The 18821-nt window shown below is 75.1% G+C and carries 21 protein-coding genes; 13 read left to right on the top strand and 8 right to left on the bottom strand.

Features of this window, described 5'->3' with window-relative positions; translation table 11 throughout:
* Positions 1-88: 88 nt before the first annotated feature.
* The gene (locus ACFYX3_RS20300; RefSeq protein ID WP_389015137.1) at positions 89-607 is read right to left on the bottom strand and encodes a GNAT family N-acetyltransferase; all 519 of its coding nucleotides are present in this window, start codon (positions 605-607) and stop codon (positions 89-91) included.
* Between the two features lie 288 nt (positions 608-895).
* Between ACFYX3_RS20300 and ACFYX3_RS20295 the strand changes: the two genes are divergently transcribed.
* From ACFYX3_RS20295 to ACFYX3_RS20285, 3 genes are all read left to right on the top strand, one after another.
* Positions 896-2113: a sulfite oxidase gene (locus ACFYX3_RS20295; protein ID WP_389015134.1), complete on the top strand. Its 1218-nt coding sequence runs from the start codon at positions 896-898 to the stop codon at positions 2111-2113.
* 82 nt (positions 2114-2195) lie between these two features.
* Positions 2196-3440, top strand: a complete 1245-nt coding sequence (locus ACFYX3_RS20290; RefSeq protein WP_389015131.1) for an aminotransferase class I/II-fold pyridoxal phosphate-dependent enzyme — start codon at positions 2196-2198, stop codon at positions 3438-3440.
* Positions 3441-3516: 76 nt separating this feature from the next.
* On the top strand, positions 3517-4575 hold the full coding sequence (locus tag ACFYX3_RS20285; RefSeq protein WP_389015128.1) for an MBL fold metallo-hydrolase: 1059 nt from the start codon (positions 3517-3519) through the stop codon (positions 4573-4575).
* On the opposite strand, the gene ACFYX3_RS20280 is transcribed toward ACFYX3_RS20285, so the two are convergent.
* Positions 4555-5238 carry a DedA family protein gene (locus ACFYX3_RS20280; protein ID WP_389015125.1) on the bottom strand — a complete coding sequence of 228 codons (684 nt, stop codon included), beginning with the start codon at positions 5236-5238 and terminating at the stop codon, positions 4555-4557. The two genes, ACFYX3_RS20285 and ACFYX3_RS20280, sit on opposite strands and share 21 nt — an antisense overlap.
* Positions 5235-6014 (bottom strand): MBL fold metallo-hydrolase, encoded by a 780-nt coding sequence (locus tag ACFYX3_RS20275; protein ID WP_389015122.1) that lies wholly within the window; start codon positions 6012-6014, stop codon positions 5235-5237. Before ACFYX3_RS20275 ends, ACFYX3_RS20280 begins: the two co-directional genes overlap by 4 nt.
* A 110-nt stretch (positions 6015-6124) precedes the next feature.
* Between ACFYX3_RS20275 and ACFYX3_RS20270 the strand changes: the two genes are divergently transcribed.
* From ACFYX3_RS20270 to ACFYX3_RS20250, 5 genes are all read left to right on the top strand, one after another.
* The gene (locus ACFYX3_RS20270; protein ID WP_382652214.1) at positions 6125-6529 is read left to right on the top strand and encodes a hypothetical protein; all 405 of its coding nucleotides are present in this window, start codon (positions 6125-6127) and stop codon (positions 6527-6529) included.
* Positions 6530-6623: 94 nt separating this feature from the next.
* Positions 6624-8783, top strand: a complete 2160-nt coding sequence (locus ACFYX3_RS20265; protein WP_389015118.1) for a phage holin family protein — start codon at positions 6624-6626, stop codon at positions 8781-8783.
* 66 nt (positions 8784-8849) lie between these two features.
* A complete protein-coding gene (locus tag ACFYX3_RS20260; RefSeq protein ID WP_389015115.1) occupies positions 8850-10229 on the top strand; it encodes an amino acid permease in 1380 nt (459 codons plus the stop codon).
* A 99-nt stretch (positions 10230-10328) separates the two neighbouring features.
* A complete protein-coding gene (locus tag ACFYX3_RS20255) occupies positions 10329-10712 on the top strand; it encodes a hypothetical protein (protein ID WP_389015112.1) in 384 nt (127 codons plus the stop codon).
* Between the two features lie 59 nt (positions 10713-10771).
* Positions 10772-10942: a hypothetical protein gene (locus tag ACFYX3_RS20250; RefSeq protein WP_389015109.1), complete on the top strand. Its 171-nt coding sequence runs from the start codon at positions 10772-10774 to the stop codon at positions 10940-10942.
* A 168-nt stretch (positions 10943-11110) separates the two neighbouring features.
* Here the strand turns inward: ACFYX3_RS20250 and ACFYX3_RS20245 are convergent, their stop codons facing one another.
* The gene (locus tag ACFYX3_RS20245) at positions 11111-12316 is read right to left on the bottom strand and encodes a low temperature requirement protein A (protein ID WP_389015107.1); all 1206 of its coding nucleotides are present in this window, start codon (positions 12314-12316) and stop codon (positions 11111-11113) included.
* 252 nt (positions 12317-12568) lie between these two features.
* Between ACFYX3_RS20245 and ACFYX3_RS20240 the strand changes: the two genes are divergently transcribed.
* Entirely contained in the window at positions 12569-12985 is a 417-nt protein-coding gene (locus tag ACFYX3_RS20240; protein WP_389015105.1) for a hypothetical protein, read from the top strand.
* Here the strand turns inward: ACFYX3_RS20240 and ACFYX3_RS20235 are convergent.
* Entirely contained in the window at positions 12966-13781 is an 816-nt protein-coding gene (locus ACFYX3_RS20235) for a helix-turn-helix domain-containing protein (RefSeq protein ID WP_376591684.1), read from the bottom strand. The genes ACFYX3_RS20240 and ACFYX3_RS20235 overlap by 20 nt on opposite strands.
* A 100-nt stretch (positions 13782-13881) precedes the next feature.
* Here ACFYX3_RS20235 and ACFYX3_RS20230 point away from each other — a divergent pair, with 100 nt between their 5' ends.
* Together ACFYX3_RS20230 and ACFYX3_RS20225 are read left to right on the top strand one after the other, a co-directional pair.
* Complete coding sequence (locus ACFYX3_RS20230) at positions 13882-14184, top strand: 4a-hydroxytetrahydrobiopterin dehydratase (RefSeq protein WP_376591682.1); 303 nt, start codon at positions 13882-13884, stop codon at positions 14182-14184.
* 33 nt (positions 14185-14217) lie between these two features.
* Positions 14218-14952 (top strand): class I SAM-dependent methyltransferase, encoded by a 735-nt coding sequence (locus ACFYX3_RS20225; RefSeq protein ID WP_382652770.1) that lies wholly within the window; start codon positions 14218-14220, stop codon positions 14950-14952.
* Here ACFYX3_RS20225 and ACFYX3_RS20220 read toward each other — a convergent pair.
* Both ACFYX3_RS20220 and ACFYX3_RS20215 read right to left on the bottom strand, forming a co-directional pair.
* Complete coding sequence (locus tag ACFYX3_RS20220) at positions 14939-15397, bottom strand: hypothetical protein (RefSeq protein ID WP_389015101.1); 459 nt, start codon at positions 15395-15397, stop codon at positions 14939-14941. The genes ACFYX3_RS20225 and ACFYX3_RS20220 overlap by 14 nt on opposite strands.
* On the bottom strand, positions 15394-15873 hold the full coding sequence (locus ACFYX3_RS20215) for a hypothetical protein (protein WP_382652236.1): 480 nt from the start codon (positions 15871-15873) through the stop codon (positions 15394-15396). Before ACFYX3_RS20215 ends, ACFYX3_RS20220 begins: the two co-directional genes overlap by 4 nt.
* 39 nt (positions 15874-15912) lie before the next feature.
* On the opposite strand from ACFYX3_RS20215, the gene ACFYX3_RS20210 reads away from it, so the two are divergent.
* Positions 15913-16863, top strand: a complete 951-nt coding sequence (locus ACFYX3_RS20210) for a helix-turn-helix transcriptional regulator (RefSeq protein ID WP_389015098.1) — start codon at positions 15913-15915, stop codon at positions 16861-16863.
* A gap of 5 nt (positions 16864-16868) precedes the next feature.
* Here ACFYX3_RS20210 and ACFYX3_RS20205 read toward each other — a convergent pair whose 3' ends face one another.
* On the bottom strand, positions 16869-17714 hold the full coding sequence (locus tag ACFYX3_RS20205; RefSeq protein WP_389015096.1) for an NmrA family transcriptional regulator: 846 nt from the start codon (positions 17712-17714) through the stop codon (positions 16869-16871).
* 99 nt (positions 17715-17813) lie between these two features.
* Here ACFYX3_RS20205 and ACFYX3_RS20200 point away from each other — a divergent pair, with 99 nt between their 5' ends.
* Positions 17814-18746 (top strand): cupin domain-containing protein, encoded by a 933-nt coding sequence (locus ACFYX3_RS20200; RefSeq protein WP_389015093.1) that lies wholly within the window; start codon positions 17814-17816, stop codon positions 18744-18746.
* Positions 18747-18821 lie beyond the last annotated feature (75 nt).

Raw genomic sequence — 18821 nt, 5'->3', positions numbered from 1 at the left:
AAGCGACTCCCTCGGTGTGGGTGCGTGCCTCCACCGTACGCAGCGCCGCCGAATAATGAGACCCGCGTCTTGGGATGTGGACAACGGCTCAGCTCAACAGGTCCCGTCGATACCGGAGTTCCTCCAGGACCCGGCCGCCCGTCTCCTCCCGCGCCGCCGTACCGTCCGGCCGCCACCCGGCGGCCTCGTAGAACCTCCGCCCCCGGGCGTTCCCCGCGAACACCCACAAGGCCGCCGTCCGGAACCCGGCCGCGACGAGCGCCTCGGTCGTCGCCGACATGAGCGCCCGCCCGACGCCCGCGCCCCAGACCTCCGGCAGCGCGTACAGCGCCGCCAGCTCGGCCGTGCTCCCCGGCGCGAACTCCCTGTCGGGCCAAGGCCGGAAACAGGAGAACGCGGCGATCCGCCCGTCGTCCCCCGTCGCCACGAGGACCGAGGGCCGGTCCGCGGCCGTGAGGCGGGAGCGCCAGACGCCGGCCCGCTCGTCGACGTCCAGGGCGTCGAGGTACGGGGCGGGCACCAGGCCGCGGTAGGCGGCCCGCCAGGACCGGACGTGCACGGCGGCGAGTGCGGCCGCGTCCTCGGGAAGCGCTTCACGTATCGACATGCCGCATTCTGGCCCGGGAGCCACCCGTACCGCCCCTGCATTCCGGCCCGCGGGCCGCCTCGACCGCCAGTGCGTTCAGGCCCCGTCGATCGCTCGGGGCCGCCCGCGCATTCCGGTCCGGGGCAGTTCCGGCCGCCCCCGCATTCCGGCGCGATCCGGAGCGCCCCGCCGACCTGACGAACCCTCGTATGACGGCACTGTGAACAGACCGTCCGAAGCGCCGCCGCGCCCCTACCCTGGGCCCGCCGCCGACCGGTGGTCCGCCTCTCCCCCGTGCCGAGGAGTCCCGTGCCGTACTCGCCCGTGCCCGCCCGTCGCTCCCTCCTCAAGCTGCTCGCGGCCGGCCCCGCGGTCTCCGCCCTCGGCGGGCTCGCCGCCGCCGCTCCCGCGTACGCTGGTCCCATGGACGTCGTGGCGGATGCCGCGCCCGGCATCGTCAAAGCCCTCCCGCCCGAGTACTTCACGGTCCGCGGGACGAACGCCGAGGCCCGCTACGAGACCTTCGCGGACACCGGCCTCCTCACCCCCGTCGAGCGCTTCTTCGTCCGCAACCACACCTCCACCCCCGTCCTCGACGCCGCCGACTGGAGGCTGACGGTCTGGGGCGACGGACTGCACGGCCGCAGCCCCGTCCACTTCACCTACGGGCAGCTGCGCGACCTGCCCTCCGTCACCCGGACGGCCCTGATGGAGTGCGCCGGAAACGGCCGCAGCCTCTACGCCACCCAGCAGGGCCGGCCGGTCACCGGCACCCCCTGGACCCTCGGCGCCGTCGGAGCCGCCCGCTGGCGCGGCGTCCGCCTCGCCGACGTGCTCCGGCTCGCCGGGATCGCCCACGACGCCGTCGACCTCCAGCCGCGCGGCCTGGACGACCCGTACGTCTCCGGCGGCGTCGACTTCGGCCGGGTCCGCCGCCCGCTGCCGGTCGCCAAGGCGCTCGACGACGTGATCCTCGCGTACGAGATGAACGGCGAGCCGCTCCCGTACGACCACGGGTACCCGGTCCGGCTCGTCGTGCCCTCCTGGGTCGGCATCGCCTCCATCAAGTGGCTCGGCGACATCGAGGTCTCCACCAAGCCGCTCGGCTCGCCCTGGTCCACCGAGTGGTACCGCCTCTTCGGCGAGGCCTACCCCGCCGGCGGGAGCGCCCCCATCAGCCGCCAGACCCTCAAGTCCGCCTATCAGCTGCCCTTCGGCGCCACCCTGGAGGCCGGCGGCCCGCACACGCTCACCGGCCGCGCCTGGTCCGCCCTCGCCCCCGTACGGACCGTGGAGGTCTCCACCGACGGCGGCGCCCACTGGCGGCACGCCCGGCTCCACGACACCCCGCGCCGCGACGGCTGGGTCCGCTGGAGCGTGCCGTGGCGCCCGCACACCACCGGGCAGGTCACCCTGCTCTCCCGTACCACCGACGCCGCCGGCAACACCCAGCCCGAGCAGGCCGTGCACAACACCCAGGGGTACCTCTTCAACGCCGTCGTGCGTCACCCGGTCGCCGTCGTCTGAAGGGGCGAAAACAGCCGAACCTTCGTATAAAGGGCACGGGGGTGCCCGCCCGGCGCCCCCGTGCGCTCAGGAGGTACGGGACATGCGGCAGACGGCTCCGGAAGGCCGCGGCCCGGTGCGCTACGGGCCTCCCGCACCCGACACGGGCCTCGACACCGGCCTCCCCGTGCTGCCAGGACTCGCCGGGCTGCTCGCCGCCGCGGCCGGGCGGACCGCCCCCGAGCCGCCGGGCGGCGGGCCCGTCCTGCGCGAGGCCGCCGCCGGTTACTGGTGGCGCCGCGGCCTGCGCACCCATCCCGAGGACGTGGTGGCCGCGCCCGGCGCCCCCGCCCTCCTCCTGGCCCTGATCGCCGCCCACGGCGGCGATCTCCTGCTGCCCCGTCCCTGCCCCGCCTGGTGGACCCCGCAGGCCCGGCTCCTCGGCCGCCCGGCGTATCACGTGCCCACGCCCGCCGAGGCCGGTGGCGTCCCCGACCCGTACGCCCTCCTGGAGACCGTCCGGCGGATCCGCGCCGAGGGCGGCGACCCCCGGGTCCTGCTGCTCTCCGTCGCCGACGACCCCACCGCCACCGTCGCCCCGCCCGAACTCGTCCGCGAGGCCTGCGAGGCCGCCGTGGCCGAGGGCCTGCACGTCATCAGCGACGAGACCTGGCGCGACACCCTCCACGACCCGGGCGGCACCGTGCTGCTCAGCCCCGCCGAGATGTGCCCCGACGACGTCACCGTCCTCGTCGACCTCGGCGGCGCCCTCGCCCCCGCCGCCTGGCCCTGCGCCGTCGCCCGCTTCCCGCCCACCGACCCGTCCCGCGCCGACCGCTGGACCGACCCCAGGGCCCGCGTCCTCGACGTCCTCACGGCCCTCGGCGCCCTCGTCCCCGGACCCGTGGCCCCCGCCGTGGCCCACGCCCTCGACGAACCCGGAGACGTCACCGAACGGGCCCGGCGGGCCGCCGCCACCCACGGGCGGCTCGCGAGCGCCGCGCACCGCGCGGTCCTCGCCGCCGGAGCCCTGGCCCGGCCCCCGCAGGCCGGCCGCCACCTCTACGCCGACCTCGGGCCGCTGCGCGCCGGGCTCGCCGCCCGGGGCGTCGCCGACTCCCTGGAGCTGGAGAGCCACCTCACCGCGCGGCTCGGCGCGCCGGTGACCGGCGGCCACCGCTTCGGCGACGAACTCGGCGCGCTGCGCGTCCGGTTCGGCACCGGCATGTTCCTGGGCGCCGGCGAGGAGGAGCGCGCCGAGGCGCTCGGTGCGGACGATCCCGTGGAACTGCCACACGTGGCACGCGCGTTGGGGGACTTCGGAGGGGCCCTGGAGGAACTCCGGTGACCGCGACCGCGGCCCCGCGCCGATGTCCGGGGAACCCTCCACGACGCGCCGAGTCCGAGCGGAACGGAGCCCGCAGATGACCGAACGGACGGCACCCCCCGCGCAGGCCGGACAGGCCGCGGCCCCGCACCATCCCGGCCGGTCCGCGCCACCCGCCCCCGCCCCGCCCCCCGTCCTCCAGCCCGTCGGCCGGCTGCGGCACGACTGGCCCCGGACCTTCGCCGACCGGCTCACCGCGCCCCTGCCCGGCGTCCGGGCCCTGGCGCGGCTGGCCCGCGAGGGAGCCGTACGCCCCCGCCCCGAAGGCCTGCGGGACATCCCCCTGCTGCCCTTCGAGCCCGGCCCGCTGCCGCCCGCCGGGCCCGACACGCTCGCCGTCACCTGGGCCGGGCACGCCAGCTGGATCCTGCGCGTCGGCGGACTCACCGTCCTCACCGACCCGGTCTGGTCCCGCCGCATCTTCGGCGCACCGGCCCGGCTCACCCCCGTCGGGGTCCGCTGGGAGGACCTCCCGCGCGTCGACGCCGTCGTCATCAGCCACAACCACTTCGACCACCTCGACGGCCCCACCCTCAAGCGGCTGCCCCGGCACACCCCGGTCTTCGTCCCCGCCGGACTCGGCCGCTGGTTCACCCGCCGCCGGTTCAGCCGCGTCACCGAGCTCGACTGGTGGGAGGCCGCCGAACTCGACGGCGTCCGCTTCGACTTCGTGCCCGCCCACCACTGGTCCAAGCGCACCCTCCTGGACACCTGCCGGTCCCTGTGGGGCGGCTGGGTGCTCACCGACCGCGCCGGGCGCCGGATCCACTTCGCCGGGGACACCGGATACGGCCACTGGTTCGCCGAGATCGGCCGCCGCCACCCCGGCATCGACCTGGCGCTGCTGCCGATCGGCGCGTACGACCCCCGCTGGTGGCTCAGCGACGTCCACACCGATCCCGAGGAGGCGGTCCGCGCCCACCAGGACCTCGGCGCGCGGCGGATGGCGCCCATGCACTGGGCGACCTTCGTGCTCTCCTCCGAGCCGGTCCTCGAACCCCTCACCCGGGTCAGGGCCGCCTGGGAGAAGGCCGGCCTGCCCCGCGAGGACCTCTGGGACCTGCCGGTCGGCGGCTCACGGGTGCTCGTGCCCTGACGGGGCCCCGCTGTGACCGTGGTCCGAGGAGGCCCCGGAGCCCCGGATCCGCCGCCACAGCGCCGGGATCGCGCTGATCAGCACCGTCAGGCCCACCGCCGCGACCACTCCCTGCCAGGGCTCGGGGAAGAGCGAGCCGCCCAGGATCCCGATCAGCTGGTACGTCGCCGCCCATGCCAGGCACGCCGCCGCGTCCCCCCGGACGAAGCGGCGCAGCGGCATCTCCGCGAGCAGGCACGCCAGCATCACCGGGATCCGCCCCGCCGGTACGAGCCGGGACAGCACGAGCACCGACACCTGATGGGTGTCGAGCCGCTCCTGGGCCTGCGCGAGCCGGTCGGGCGTCACCCGCGACCGCAGCGCCGCGAGCCACCGGGAGCCGTTGCGGGAACGGACCCCGCGCTGCCCGAGCCAGTACAGCGCGGTGTCGCCGAGCAGCGCGGCGGACGCCGCGACCAGGAAGACGTAGAGCAGTGAGAACGGCGAGGAGTGGTGGAAGGCGACCACCGCCGCCGAGCTGACGATCGCGCCCGTCGGCACGACCGGCACCAGCGCGCCGAGCGCCACGAGCAGGAACAGCGAGGGATAGCCGACCGCCTGCTGCGTCGACTCCGGCGGCAGCTCGCGCACCGCCGTGACCAGCCCGGTGACACCGAGGATCACCGCGCGACCTCCGGCCGCACCCGGTCCCCGTGGCCGAGCAGGTGGACCGCCACCTTCGGCGCGAGCCGGGCCGCGTGCCGTACGAACTCGTCGCCCGGTGCGTGGAACTCGTGCGGCCGGACCCCGTCGAGTCCGATCGGCCAGTACGTGCCGAAGTGCACCGGCACCGCCGCCGCCGGCGAGAGCGCGGCGAGCGCCTGGGCCGCCCGCCCGGCGTCGAGGTGGCCGTGCCCGAGGTAAGGACCCCAGCCGCCGACCGGCAGCAGGGCCACGTCCACCGGTCCCACCGCGTCCGCCATGCCGTCGAACAGTCCGGTGTCCCCGGCGAAGTACGTCCGCGCCTCGCCCTCGACGACGTACCCGAGCGCGGGGGAGCGGTGCGGTCCGACCGGCAGCCGCCGCCCGTCGTGGAGCGCCGGGACGGCCCGTACCGTCACGCCCTCCACCGTCACCGCGTCACCCGGCTCCACCTCGGTCAGCCGCAGCCCGTCCCGGTCGAGCCTGCGAAGCCCCGGTACGGCGGCGGGCGCGCCGCGCGGCACGAGGACCCGCGTCCCCGGCGGGAGCTGGGCGAGCGAGGGGAGGTGGAGGTGGTCGGCGTGCAGGTGCGAGACGAGGACGGCCTCGGCCCGGGCGGCCTCGGGTGGCGGCAGGGCGCCGCGCCGCCGGCGCAGATGGGCGAGCCGCCGCGCGAACAGCGGATCGGTGAGGAAGCGGACCCCGGAGTCCTCGACCGTGCAGGTCGCGTGACCCCACCAGGTGACCTCCACCGGCATGCCGCCCTTCTGCTGTCCGTCTCGTCAGACGTCTGTCGTAACGAGGGTAAATGTCCGGAGCATGCTCCGGAGGATGTTCGGGCGTCACCTTCCGGCAGTAGGGTCTGGCCATGGACGACGTTCGGGTGGCGGCGATCGCCAGCCTCACCCCGCTCGAAGAGCTGGACAGCGACCCCTTCCTTGTCGACACGCGCGGTCAGCACGCGGTGTGCGCCCGCTGGGCCGTCGACAAGGGGTACGTGCTCGCCCGTCAGCTGTTCTGCTACGGAATCCGCCCGGACCACGCGGCGCTCTGGGACGACGTGGAGGCCGGGACGGTGGACCTCTTCGTGGCTCCCAACGAGCGGGTCCTGGCCCGCGCGTTGACCTCCGTGCCGGGCTTCCGCGCCGAGTGCGAGCGGCGCGGGGTGCGGGTGGAGACCGTCGGACTTGACGAACCCCCGTACGACACGGCGGCCAAAGCGGGGGTGCACCGGAGGCTTTCGATGCCCACCGCCGGGTACGACGGCTCCTGACCGCCGCACGCCGGCGAGGGCTTCCGCCTTTCCCGCCCGATCGCGGCCGTTGTGCCACGCTTGAGGCAGGTAACGGGCGAAAGGTGAAGCGCGCGTGGGTGACGGGCGATGGGGTGGCGCCGACCGCTGGCGGTCCGCGGGCAGAACACTGGCGCGCGTGCTCGTGGTCTGGGCGGTGTCCACGCTCACCATGCTCGTCCTCGCCGGGGTGCTGCCCGACTTCCAGCTCCAGTCCGCCGACGGCGACAGCTTCACGCGGACCGCGCTCACCGCCGCCACCGCCGCCGGCGCGTTCGGTCTGCTCGGGGCGCTCGTGTGGCCGGTGGCCGTACGGGCGCTGCTGCTCGTCCCGGCGCTCGTCCTCGGCCTGCTCGTCTTCTTCCTCAACGGCTCGCTGCTGCTCATCGCGCTGTGGGTGATCCCCGACGGGCGCGGCGCCGCCGCGCCCGAGACCGCCGTCGTGGTCGCCGCCGTCATGTCCGCCGTGGCCTCCGCCACCTCCACGGCCCTCGCCGTCCGCGACGACGACGCCTACCGGCGCCGGCTCTACCGGCTCACCGGCCGCACCCGCCCGCGGGATCCCGGCGACTCGGCGGGGGCCGGGCCCGGCACGGTCTTCCTCCAGCTCGACGGCGTCGGCCACCACGTGCTGCGCGGCGCCGTCGCCGACGGCCTCATGCCGACCGTCGCGGGCTGGCTGGACGCCGGCCACCGGCTCACCCCCTGGCGCACCGACTGGTCCAGCCAGACCGGCGCCAGCCAGCTCGGCATCCTGCACGGCTCCAACGAGGACGTGCCCGCCTTCCGCTGGTACGAGAAGGACACCGGCCGGATCATGGTGTCGAACCGCCCGGCGAGCGCCGTCGAGCTCCAGCGCCGGGCCGTGCACCGCACCGGGGACGGCGGTCTCCTCACCGTCGACGGCGCCTCCCGGGGAAACCTCTTCAGCGGCGGCGCCGACCAGCTCGCCCTCGTCCTGTCGATGGCGGCCCGCCGCGGCCGCCGCAACCGCTCCCGGGCCGGCTACTTCGCCTACTTCTCCGACCCGGCCAACGCCGTCCGCACCGCCGGCTCGCTCGTCGCCGAGTGCGTCCGGGAGATGTACCAGTCGACGCGGGCGCGGCTGCGCAGGGAGGCCCCGAGGGTCTCGCGCGGCGGCACGTACCCCTTCGTCCGCGCCTTCGCGACGGTCGTCGAGCGGGACGTCGTGGTCTCCGCCGTGATGGGGGACATGCTGGCCGGGCGGACCGCCGTGTACGCGGACCTCGTCGCGTACGACGAGGTGGCACACCACTCGGGACCGCACGGCCGCGACACGGACCAGGTCCTGGCGCGCCTCGACCGGGCGATCGCGCTCATCGCGACCGTCGCCGAGCACGCCCCGCGTCCGTACCGGATCGTGCTCCTCTCCGACCACGGGCAGAGCCCCGGCGAGACCTTCGAGTCGGCGTACGGTCTCACGCTCAAGGATCTCGTACGGGCGGGGTGCGGGCTTCCGGTGCCGCGCCGGGTGCGGCGCACCCCAAGCGGTTCGGAGGCGCGGGACGCGGCCAGGGACGCGCTGCGCAGTGCGCTGCACCGGCCGGTGGACGAGAGCGGCGAGACGGCGCGGGAGCTGCCCGCCCGGCCTTCGGAGCCGGTGGTCCTGGCCTCCGGCAACCTCGGGCTGATCTCCTTCCCCGACGTGCGCCACCGGATGACCCGCGAGGAGATCGACCGGCGCCATCCGGCGCTCCTGCGGACCCTCGCGCACCATCCGGGCGTCGGTTTCGTGCTCGTGGCGAGCGCCGAGCACGGCTCGGTGGTGCTCGCCCGCGACGGGGTGGAGGTGCCGGTCGCCGAGCTCGCGGACGGCGGGCCGCTCGCGGTCTTCGGGCGGGGCGCGGCGGCTGCGGTGCGGCGCACGGACGGCTTCCCGCACGTCGCGGACATCATGGTCAACTCCATGTACGACCCGGCGACGGGGACCGTGCACGCCTTCGAGGAGCAGATCGGCTCGCACGGCGGCCTCGGCGGCGAGCAGTCGCGCGCCTTCCTGCTGTCGCCGCCGGACCTGTCGCCGCCGGTCGGCGCGGGGGAGGAGCTGGTCGGGGCGGAGCGGGTGCACCGGGTGCTGCGGCGCTGGCTGCGCGAGTCCTCGGGGCCGCAGGTGCCGATCGGTCCGGTGGCGGCGGTGGAGATTTCCCCGTCCACACGCGAAACGGAATCAGTTCTTCCGGTCGAGGGGGCGGTCGCACCGGACAAAAACCACTGATTTGGACGCCTGTTCGTCGCTACCGGACGATGGTCCGGATTTGTACGACGGAAGGCGCACCACCCCATGAGCACGGCCACCACAACTCCACAGCGCGAGCCCGAGACGGACACCCCGCCGGCCGACCGGCACTCCCGCCGCTTCGGCCTCCCGATCGCGACCGCCCTGGTCATGGGCAACATCATCGGCGGCGGCATCTTCCTGCTGCCCGCCTCCGTAGCCCCGTACGGCACCGTCAGCCTCGTCGCCTTCGGCGTCCTCACCCTCGGCGCGATCGCCCTCGCCCTCGTCTTCGGCCGGCTCGCCCACCGCCTGCCGCAGACCGGCGGACCGTACGTCTACGCCCGCGCCGCCTTCGGCGACTTCGCCGGCTTCCTCGCGGCCTGGTCGTACTGGATCACCGCCTGGGTCTCCAACGCCGCCCTCGCCGTCGCAGCCGTCGGCTACCTCGACGTGATCGTGCCGATCCACGCGTCCAAGCCCGCCACCATCGCCGCCGCCCTGGCCTTCCAGTGGCTGCCCGCCCTCGCCAACCTGGCCGGCACCCGCTACGTCGGCGCGGTGCAGATCGTCGCGACCGTGCTCAAGTTCGTCCCGCTGATCCTCGTCGCCGTCGGCGGACTGTTCTTCTTCGACAGCGCCAACCTCGGTCCCTTCCACCCCGCCGAGGGCAGCACGCTCGGCGCGGTCTCCGCCTCCGCCGCGATCCTGCTCTTCAGCTACCTCGGCGTCGAGTCCGCCGCCGTCAGCGCCGGCGAGGTCCGCGACCCGCGCCGCAACGTCGGCCGCGCCACCGTCCTCGGCACCCTCGGCGCCGCCGCCGTCTACCTCCTCGGCACCCTCTCCGTCTTCGGCACCGTCCCCCACGACAAGCTGGTCGCCTCCAGCGCGCCCTTCTCCGACGCCGTGAACGCCATGTTCGGCGGCTCCTGGGGCGGCGCCGCCGTCGCCTGCATGGCCATGGTCTCCATGCTCGGCGCCCTCAACGGCTGGACCCTGCTGAGCGCCCAGACCCCCTACGCCGCCGCCCGCGACGGACTCTTCCCGAAGGTCTTCACGGTCAAGCGGCGCGGTGTTCCGACGGTCGGCGTCCTCGTCACCGTCGTCCTCGCCTCGCTCCTGACGGTCTACAACTACACGGCCGGCACGCAGGGCGTCTTCGAGATCCTCGTCCTCGTCACCACCTTCACCGCCACCGTGCCCTACCTGCTCTCCACCGCCGCCCAGATCTACTTCCTGCTGTGCGGGCAGCACGAGAAGGTCTCCCGCGCCCGGCTCGCCCGCGACGCCGTCCTCGCCCTCGCCGCCTTCGGCTTCTCCCTCTGGCTGGTCGCCGGCTCCGGCTACGCGGCCGTCTACCAGGGCGTCCTGTTCCTCTTCGCCGGCGTCCTCGTGTACGCCTTCATGGCGGCCCGCAAGCAGCGCGCCGCCGCCTCGGCGGGATGACCGCCGGGGCGGTGAATCCGGTGCCCTGACGTAGGCCGCCCGGGCGGATCCCAGGCCGGGGGCGCGTGCCCGTCCCCCGGCGGGGCAGTACGGATCACCGTGAGCCCCGCGCACCGGACGCCCGACCCGCCCGCCACCCCGGCGGGGCGCCGGACGCGCCCGGACCGGGGCCGGCACCGGTGGATCGCGGTCCTGCTCGTCCTCGCCGCGCTGCTCGGCGCCGGGGCCGCCGCCGCGCTCCCCGTCGCCGAGACGCGCGCCGCGGCCGCCGCCGCCCCGGCCTCCGACCCGGGCGGCGAGACCCACGACCACGGCGCCACCGAGGCCGGACTGCCGGGCCGGGCCCGGCGCCAGGACACGGGTCTCCGTCCCGCCGGGCCCGGACCCCGGCCCCACGGCCCCCACCGGGACCCGGCACCCACCCCCGACCCCGTACCCGCCCCGCACGGCGACGCGCTCCGGTGCGTGGTGATGCGCTGCTGAGAGGCCCCCGCCTCCCCGCAGTCCACCGACATCACCCCCGCACCACGAGGAGCTTCGCCATGTCCGTCGACCCGCACGCCGTCCTCCAGGCGCTGCTGCGCGCCGAGGCCTCCCGCGCCCGGCGCGCCGAGCGCACCGCCCCCGAGCCCGCCGCCCCGGCACCGGCCCGGACGCCCGAGCCGACCGCCCGCCGGGAGGACCCCGTCCACCACGAGGACCCCCTGCGCTGACCGCCGGCACAGGCCTCCCGGAGCGCGGCTCCGGGAGGTCAGGTCAGTACGGCGAAGGCATGGGCCGTCAGCGCCCGTTCGAACCGCTCACGCAGCCGCAGCCGCAGCCGCAGCCACTCGGGCAGCCGGGCTCCGCGCCGGCGCCCCTGGCCGGCGAGCCGGGCCCCGTCAGGCGGCCTCCGCCACGTCGATCGCCCGCGCGCCCCGCCTCGTGTGCAGCCCCACGAGGAGCGCCGCCGTCCCGGCGAGGGCCGTGAGCGCCACCAGGGCCGGGACGAGACCGACCAGCGGACCCGCCGCCAGGCAGCACACCCCGCCCACGGCCAGGGCGGTCGGCCGCCGTCCGGACGTGCGCAGGACGATCGCGGCGGCGCCCAGCAGATAGACGCCGACGCCCCCGGTCAGGGACCAGGCCACGACACCGTGCAGCGGCTCCGCGAGGCCGTAGTGCGCGGTGTCGGCGACCTGCTGGAGAACCTTCTTCATCCCGAGCGCGCAGAGCACGATCCCGGCGACCAGCGGCAGGTGCAGGAACGTGTACACGTCCCGCGCGAAACGGGTGCGGTCGTCGCCGGCGAGCGCGAAGAGACGGTGCTCGGCGGTCTCGCCCAGCTGCCGGAAGTACAGCCGCCACAGCCCGGCCGAGAGCAGCAGACCGGCGGCCGAGGCGCCGAGCACGGCGTACGAGAGGTGGAAGCCGGAGACGCCGACGCCCATCGCCACGATGGACTCGCCGAGCGCGATGATCACGATCAGGCCGTGCCGTTCGGCGAAGTGCCCGGGGGAGTTGACCCGCCAGCCGGAGGAGCCGGTGACGTAGATCCCGCCGTAGTCGACGGTCACCGCTCCCAGCCACCACAGGAGTTGGATCCGTCCGTCGAACGCACAGCCGATCAGCAGCAGCACGAGCGGCGGCAGTACGGACGCCATGGCCGTACGCCGCAGGGTGACGCGCAGCGCGGCGTCGCCCGGGCTGGAGAGCCAGTACGAGGTCAGGTGCAGGATCCGCACCGCGCCGTAGCAGAGCACGAACACCAGAGGCGCCGGGAGTCCGGCCGCCGTGTCCGCGAAGACCTCGGGCACGGCGATGGACACGATCAGGACGACGGCCATGACGGTGACGAGGACGCCGAACACGGCGCCGGAATCGGCCCGTACGACATTGCCCAGCCAGGCGAAGGCGCACCAGCACCACCACAGCAGCGCGAGGACCACCATCGCGCCGACCATCCGCACCGGCGAGGGCGCGGCCGCCATCAGGGCGGTGACCTGGGTGATCGCGTACACGAACACCAGGTCGAAGAAGAGCTCCGCGGGCGTCACCTTGTGATCGTCCCCGGTGGCCACCATGGCCCGTTCCCTGTTCCACGCCATCCGCGATCTCCCCCTTCGGGGCACCGGTTCCGGCCACCCCGGCGGGAAGACTACTCACCCCGGGGGAGCGGGCGACAAGGCTGTCCGGAGAACGGCATCGCCCCGGGCATGACCTCGCGCATTACCTCTCGCGTAATCGACCCCCTCCCCGCCGCCCGGCATGCTCATGAACACCGGAACCCGGGCGGCGCACTCCGCTCGGGCTCCGGGCCCACCACCAGCGCGAACGTCCCCTTCGGAGGGTGATCCACCATGTCCCAGGCCCTGCTCGCCGGTCTCGCCCGCACCGACCGCCCCCAGTCCGCGGTGCGCCGCTTCCTCGCTCTCGACGCCGTCGTCACCGGGGCCAACGGGATCGCCTACCTCGCGGCCTCCGGCCCCCTCGGCGAACTCCTCGGCGTCGACGCGGGGCTCCTCCTCGAACTGGGCCTCTTCCTCACCGCGTTCGCCGCCGGTGTCGCCTGGCTCGCGAGCCGTCCGCAGCCCCCGGCGCTCGCCGTGAAGGTCGTCGTCGACGCCAACGTCCTCTGGGCCGTGCTCAGCATCGTCGCCCTCGTGGCCTGGCTGGAGCCGACCACCGCCGGCCTGGTGTGGACCCCGATGCAGGCGGCCACCGTCGCCGGCTTCGCCGGACTCCAGTGGGCGGCGCTCAGGGCGACTGCGCGTTGAGCGACCGGAGGTACGCGACCGTCTCCGGGTCGGCCGGGAGGAACGTCTCGATGGCCAGCTCGGCGACGGTCACGTCCATCGGCGTGTTGAACGTCGAGATCGACGAGACGAAAGACAGCACATGGCCGTCGTGCTCGATCCGCAGCGGCAGCGCGAAGTACGGGTACGGCTCCGCGTCCGGCCGGTCCTCCGGGTCGATCCGCTCCGGCAGCGGATAGCCCGCCACCTCCTCGTACAGCTCCCGCAGCGCCTCCGAACGGGCCAGCGCGATCTGACGGTCCATCTGGGCCAGGAGGTGGCCGCGCCATTCCCGCAGGTTCCGGATCCGGGGCGCCAGGCCCTCCGGGTGCAGGGTGAGCCGCATCGCGTTCATCGGCGGGGTCAGCAGGTGCTCCGGAAGCCCCCCGAGCAGCAGCCCGATCCCCCGGTTGGCCGCCACCACCGTGTACGTGCCGTCCACCACCAGGGCCGGGTACGGCTCGTACCCGTCGAGCAGCTGCTGGATGCCCCAGCGCAGCGTCTCCAGGCGCGGCGCGTCCAGCGGCGACTCCGCGTACCGGGGCGCGTATCCCGCCGCGAGCAGCAGCGCGTTCCGGTCGCGCACCGGCACGTCCAGGTGCTCGGCCAGCTTCAGGACCATCTCCTCGCTCGGCCGGGAGCGGCCCGTCTCCACGAAGGAGATGTGCCGCGCCGAGGAGTCCGCGCGCAGCGCCAGCTCCAGCTGGCTCAGCCGCCTCTGCTCGCGCCACCCGCGCAGCAGCGGCCCTACCCCCGTGTCGCTCACGACAGTTGTCATGGCCAGACGGTATCCCAGAGGTGGACCCCGGGTAGTTTCACCCCGGGGCCCCTGTCCGTCACCCCGTCACCCGCAGCACCCGACCGGAGGGAGCACCGCCGTGCCCACACAGCCGCTGTCGCAGAAGGAGATCGAGGACCGCCTGAGGGAGCTTCCCGGCTGGTCCCTCTACGAGGACCGGCTCACCCGGAGCTACCGGCTCGGCGACCACTTCGCGGCGACCGCGCTGGTCGTCCACGTGGCCCAGATCCAGCAGGAGCTGAACCACCACTCCGACCTCACCCTCGGCTACGACACGGTCGCCCTCGCCGTGAACACCCACTCCGTCGGCGGCATCACCGAGAAGGACTTCGAACTCGCCGACCGCGTCGAGCGGATCGCACCCGGCCACGGCGCGAGCTGACCGGGCCCTACGATCACGGGCATGGCGGAAACCGTGCTCGACTACGAGGCAGAGGCAGCGCACTACGACCGGACCCGCGGCGGGGTGCCGAGGGCCGCGGCGGCCGCCGCGGCCGTCCTGCGGCTCGTCCCGCCCGGCGCCCGGACCCTGCTCGACCTCGCCTGCGGCACCGGCCTCGTCACCGAGCGCCTCACCCGGCCCGGCCTGCGCGTCTACGGGGCCGACGCCGCCCACGCCATGGTGCGGGTCGCCGCCGGCCGGGCGCCCGGCCGCGCCGTACGCGCCGACGCCCGCCGGCTGCCGCTGCCCGACGCATCGCTGGACGCCGTCGCCGCCGTCTGGCTGCTGCACCTCGTCCCCTTCGCGGCGGACGTCGTCGCCGAGGCGGCCCGGGTCCTGCGCCCCGGCGGCGTCCTCGTCGCCACCGTCGACAAGGACGCCGCCCACGACGTCGGCAGCGACATCGACGCGATCCTCCGCCCGCACCGCTCGGCCTCGGCGGCCTCCGACCGCACCGACCTCATCACCGAGGCCGCGGCCGCCCACGGCCTCGACCCCGCCCCCGGCACCCGCTTCACCGGCCACGGACAGGGCGGCACCCCGCGCGACACCGTCCGGAAGCTGCGCGCCGGCTACTTCGCCTCCTGGTTCGACGGCGACCCGGCGACCATCGAGACGCTCGCCGCCGCCCTGACCGCCCTCCCGGACCAGGACCGCCCCCGAGCCGACCCCCGTTACCGGCTCGCGAGCTTCGTCAGGCGCGGCTGAACTCCATCACCCAGTTCGTCACCCACGCGTCGCTACCCGCGGCGGCGAACGCCTGCTCCCAGCGGGCCGCGTCCGCCGTGATCCCCGACCACCGGAACCGCACCCGCACCGGCCGCCCCGCGTAGCTGTCGGTGCCGTGGAACTCGCCCGTCCCGTCCGCGGCGAACCGGCCCCGGACCGGCGGGTCCAGCCTCCCCGTACGACTGTTGGACCAGTTCAGCGTCCACTTGCCGGTCTCCGGCTCGTACAGCCGCAGCGTCAGACCGCCGAACCCCTCCGACGGGAAGACGATCTCGTCCACGTGCGCCCGGCCGTCCCGGAACAGACGGCCCGTGGTGTGCCCCTCGAACTCCTTCCACCCGCTCTCCGGGTCGAGGAAGTCCGCGAGGCGGCGGTTGCGGACCCGCCACCGGCCGTCGAGGAAGGCGAAGCCGTCGGCGCTCATGCCCGCCCTCCCGTCGTACCGGACGGCAGCGCGTCCCCGAGGTAGCCGGCGAGGTCGGGGACGTCCGGGGCCAGCATGTGCCGCACCCACGCGTCCCGTTCGTGCCCCAGCGGTCCCAGCTCCCACACGCACCCGATCCACGACCGGTCGACCCGGACGAAGTGCGCCGGATCGGTGTCGGGGCAGTCCAGGGCGGGCTGGCCCGCGGCCCCGCCGCCGAAGTGGAGCACGTTGTCCCACACCCAGCTGTACGCGTTGAGGTACGCGCCGCTGTCACCGCCCCGGTGCAGCACCACGAAGCCCGCCGCCGGAGTGCCGTCCGGGGCCGGCAGCAGTTCCGGAAGCAGTGCGTACGCCGCCTTCTCCACCTCCGGTTCGATGCCCGTGGAGCCGGAGGCGACGTGGTAGCGCTTGAGGTGCCGCCCGGCGATCTCGACCGGCGGCAGCACGAGGAGGTTCTTCTCTGCGAAAGCCATGGCTGGACTGTAGGAACCCTTCACTGACACCTTGTGTCAGTGAAGTCCAGCCGTCTGCTCTCGATCCTCCTGCTGCTCCAGACCGGCGGCCGGATGACCGCCGGCCGGCTCGCCGAGGAGCTCGGCGTCTCCGTCCGCACCGTCTACCGCGACGTCGAGGCGCTGCACGCCGCCGGCGTGCCCCTCTACGGCGACGCCGGACACCGCGGCGGCTACCGGCTCCTGCCGGGCAGCCGCACCCGGCTCACCGGCCTCTTCGCCCGCGAGGCCGAGGCTCTGGTCCTCGCCGGCATGCCCGGAGCCGCCGAAGGACTCGGACTCGGCCCGCACTTCGCCGACGCTCAGCTGAAACTCCGCGCCACCCTTCCGGAGGCCCTGCGCGAGCACGTCGACCGGCTGCGGGGCCGCTTCCACATCGACGCCCCCGGCTGGTACGACGAGGGCGACGAGGCCCCGTTCCTGCCCGAGGTCGCCGACGCGGTCCGCACCGGACGCGTCCTTGAGGTCCGCTACCGGCGCTGGAAGGAACCGACCGACGTCGACCGCCGCCTCGAACCGTACGGTCTCGTGCTCAAGGCCGGCCGCTGGTACCTGATCGCCGGACCCGGACCGCGGACCTACCGCGTCGACCAGATCCTCGCCCTCACCGTCACCGACGAAGAGGCCCTGATCCCGGAGGGCTTCGACCTCGCCGCGCACTGGCGGGCCAGCAGCACCGACTTCCACCGGCGGCTCCACCAGGGCGAGGCCGTCGTACGGCTCTCCCCGTGCGGCGCCGCCCGGCTCACCGGCGCCGCCGCCCGGGCACTCGCCGCCACCGGCACCCCCGAACCCGACGGCTGGACGCGCGCCACCCTCCCCGTCGAATCGCCCGAGCACGCCCACGACACCTTCCTCGGGCTCGGCGCGGAGGTGGAGGTCCTCGCGCCCGAGGACCTCCGCGATCGCATCGCCGCGACCGTACGGACCCTGGCCGAGCGGTACGGCTGAACCCGTCACGCCCCCGGTCCGCCCCACGCCTCCGCCGCGAACTCGGTGAAGGAGCGCGGCTCGCGGCCCAGGATCCGCTTCACGCCGTCCGTCGCCGAGGCGTTGTGGCCGTCGAGGAGCGCGCCGAACAGGGCCGCGAGCCACTGCGCCTCGCCGGCCGGGAGCCCGAACCCGGCGAGCAGCTGCGCGTACTCCGTCTCGGACACCGGCCGGTACACCACCGGGCGGCCCGAGGCGCGGGAGATCTCCGCCGCCACCTCGGCGAAGCCGACCGGCCGGGGGCCCGTCACCTCGTGCACCCGCCCCGCGTGCCCGTCCGCCGTCAGGGTCTCGACGACGACGTCCGCCAGGTCGTCCGCGTCGATGAACGGCTCCGCCGTGTCACCGGCCGGGAAGACGACCGCGCCCTCGGCGACGCCCTCCGCGAGCAGCCCCTCGTTGAAGTTCTGCGCGAAGAACGCGGCTCGTACGACGGTCAGTTCGGCCCCGGACGCGGCCGCCCGCAGCGCCTCCTCCGCCAGGACCGCCTCCGGCTCCCCCCGCCCGGAGAGGAGCGTGAGCCGCCGTACGCCGTTCTCCGCGGCCAGCCGGCCGAAGGTCTCCATCGCCTCGACCGCCCCGGGGGCGGCCAGGTCCGGGTAGTAGGCCACGTACGCGGCGTCCGCGCCCCGCAGCGCGGGGGCCCAGGTCTCCGGGGCCTCCCAGTCGAAGACCGTCGCCCCGCTCCGGGACCCCGCGCGGACCGTCGCGCCGCGGGCGGCCAGCCGCTCGGCCACGCGCCGCCCGGTCTTGCCGGTGGCGCTCGTCACCAGGATCGTCGTGTTCTCGAAGTGCTTCGTCTGCGTCGTCATGGCTCAAGACTCCCGCCCGGAGCGCCGCCCGCCCATGCTCCGCAGTCTCAGCTCCCTACGCCTCCGTCTCAGGACCTCGACGCCCTACGCTTGCGCACCATGGACGCACTCGCCGGACTCCTCGACGGGCCACGCGCCAAGGGCGCCTTCCTGCTCCGCATGATCATGGAGCCGCCGTGGTCCGTCCGTATCGAGGACGAGGCCCCGATCTGCCTCATGTGCGTCACCGACGGCGAGGCCTGGATCGTCCCCGGCACCGGCGAACCCGTCCTGCTGCGCCCGGGCGACATCGCCATCGCCCGCGGCCCCGAGCCGTACACCGTCGCCCACGCCCCCGACGCCCCGCCCCGCGCCAGGATCGGCCCCGACGGCGGCTGCACCACCCTCTCCGGGGAGCCGCTCGCCCAGTCCATGCGCCTCGGCGTCCGCACCTGGGGCAACGCCCCGGACGGCGGCACCACCGTCCTCGTCGGCACGTATCTGATGGACGGCGAGGTCGGCCGCAGGCTCCTCGACGCCCTGCCGGGCCTGGTGCACCTGCCCGCCGACGTGTGGAACTGCCCGCTCATGCCCTTCCTCGACGAGGAGATCTCCCGCGACGAACCCGGCCAGAGCGTCGTCCTCGACCGGGTCCTCGACCTGCTGCTCATCGCCGCCGTCCGCGCCTGGTTCTCCCGGCCGGGCGCCGAGGCCCCCGCCTGGTACCGCGCGATGGGCGACCCCGTGGTCGGCCGGGCGCTCCGGCTGCTCCAGAACGACCCCGCCCACCCGTGGACCGTCGCCTCGCTCGCCGCGAAGTCGGGCGTGTCCCGGGCCGCGCTCGCCCGCCGCTTCACCGAGCTCGTCGGGGAGCCCCCGATGGCGTACCTCACCGGCTGGCGGCTCGCGCTCGCCGCGGACCTGCTCCGCGACACGGACGCCACGGTGGAGTCCGTCGCCCGGCAGGTCGGCTACAGCGGTGCGTTCGCCCTGAGCGCCGCCTTCAAGCGCGTACGGGGCGTCAGCCCGCAGGAGCACCGGGGCCGTGGCTGACGGGCCCGGGGCGGGTGGCCGGAGCCGTTGCGGGACTGCTGTCGGACCTGTTGCCGGCTCTGTTGCCGGACCGGC

The sequence above is a fragment of the Streptomyces sp. NPDC002463 genome, assembly GCF_042889835.1.
Classification (GTDB): Bacteria; Actinomycetota; Actinomycetes; order Streptomycetales; family Streptomycetaceae; genus Streptomyces; species Streptomyces nymphaeiformis.
Note: the sequence above shows the minus strand (reverse complement) of the source record. Positions and strands in the feature narration are given on the sequence as shown.

Excerpts from the sequence above, each read along its gene's own strand:
- ACFYX3_RS20245 (WP_389015107.1), bottom strand. The coding sequence starts at position 12,316 with ATGGCGTGGAACAGGGAACGGGCCATGGTGGCCACCGGGGACGATCAC.
- ACFYX3_RS20235 (WP_376591684.1), bottom strand. The coding sequence starts at position 13,781 with ATGACAACTGTCGTGAGCGACACGGGGGTAGGGCCGCTGCTGCGCGGG.
- ACFYX3_RS20270 (WP_382652214.1), top strand. The coding sequence starts at position 6,125 with ATGGACGACGTTCGGGTGGCGGCGATCGCCAGCCTCACCCCGCTCGAA.
- ACFYX3_RS20200 (WP_389015093.1), top strand. The coding sequence starts at position 17,814 with ATGGACGCACTCGCCGGACTCCTCGACGGGCCACGCGCCAAGGGCGCC.
- ACFYX3_RS20285 (WP_389015128.1), top strand. The coding sequence starts at position 3,517 with ATGACCGAACGGACGGCACCCCCCGCGCAGGCCGGACAGGCCGCGGCC.
- ACFYX3_RS20300 (WP_389015137.1), bottom strand. The coding sequence starts at position 607 with ATGTCGATACGTGAAGCGCTTCCCGAGGACGCGGCCGCACTCGCCGCC.
- ACFYX3_RS20250 (WP_389015109.1), top strand. The coding sequence starts at position 10,772 with ATGTCCGTCGACCCGCACGCCGTCCTCCAGGCGCTGCTGCGCGCCGAG.
- ACFYX3_RS20220 (WP_389015101.1), bottom strand. The coding sequence starts at position 15,397 with ATGAGCGCCGACGGCTTCGCCTTCCTCGACGGCCGGTGGCGGGTCCGC.
- ACFYX3_RS20205 (WP_389015096.1), bottom strand. The coding sequence starts at position 17,714 with ATGACGACGCAGACGAAGCACTTCGAGAACACGACGATCCTGGTGACG.
- ACFYX3_RS20215 (WP_382652236.1), bottom strand. The coding sequence starts at position 15,873 with ATGGCTTTCGCAGAGAAGAACCTCCTCGTGCTGCCGCCGGTCGAGATC.
- ACFYX3_RS20260 (WP_389015115.1), top strand. The coding sequence starts at position 8,850 with ATGAGCACGGCCACCACAACTCCACAGCGCGAGCCCGAGACGGACACC.
- ACFYX3_RS20275 (WP_389015122.1), bottom strand. The coding sequence starts at position 6,014 with ATGCCGGTGGAGGTCACCTGGTGGGGTCACGCGACCTGCACGGTCGAG.
- ACFYX3_RS20290 (WP_389015131.1), top strand. The coding sequence starts at position 2,196 with ATGCGGCAGACGGCTCCGGAAGGCCGCGGCCCGGTGCGCTACGGGCCT.
- ACFYX3_RS20240 (WP_389015105.1), top strand. The coding sequence starts at position 12,569 with ATGTCCCAGGCCCTGCTCGCCGGTCTCGCCCGCACCGACCGCCCCCAG.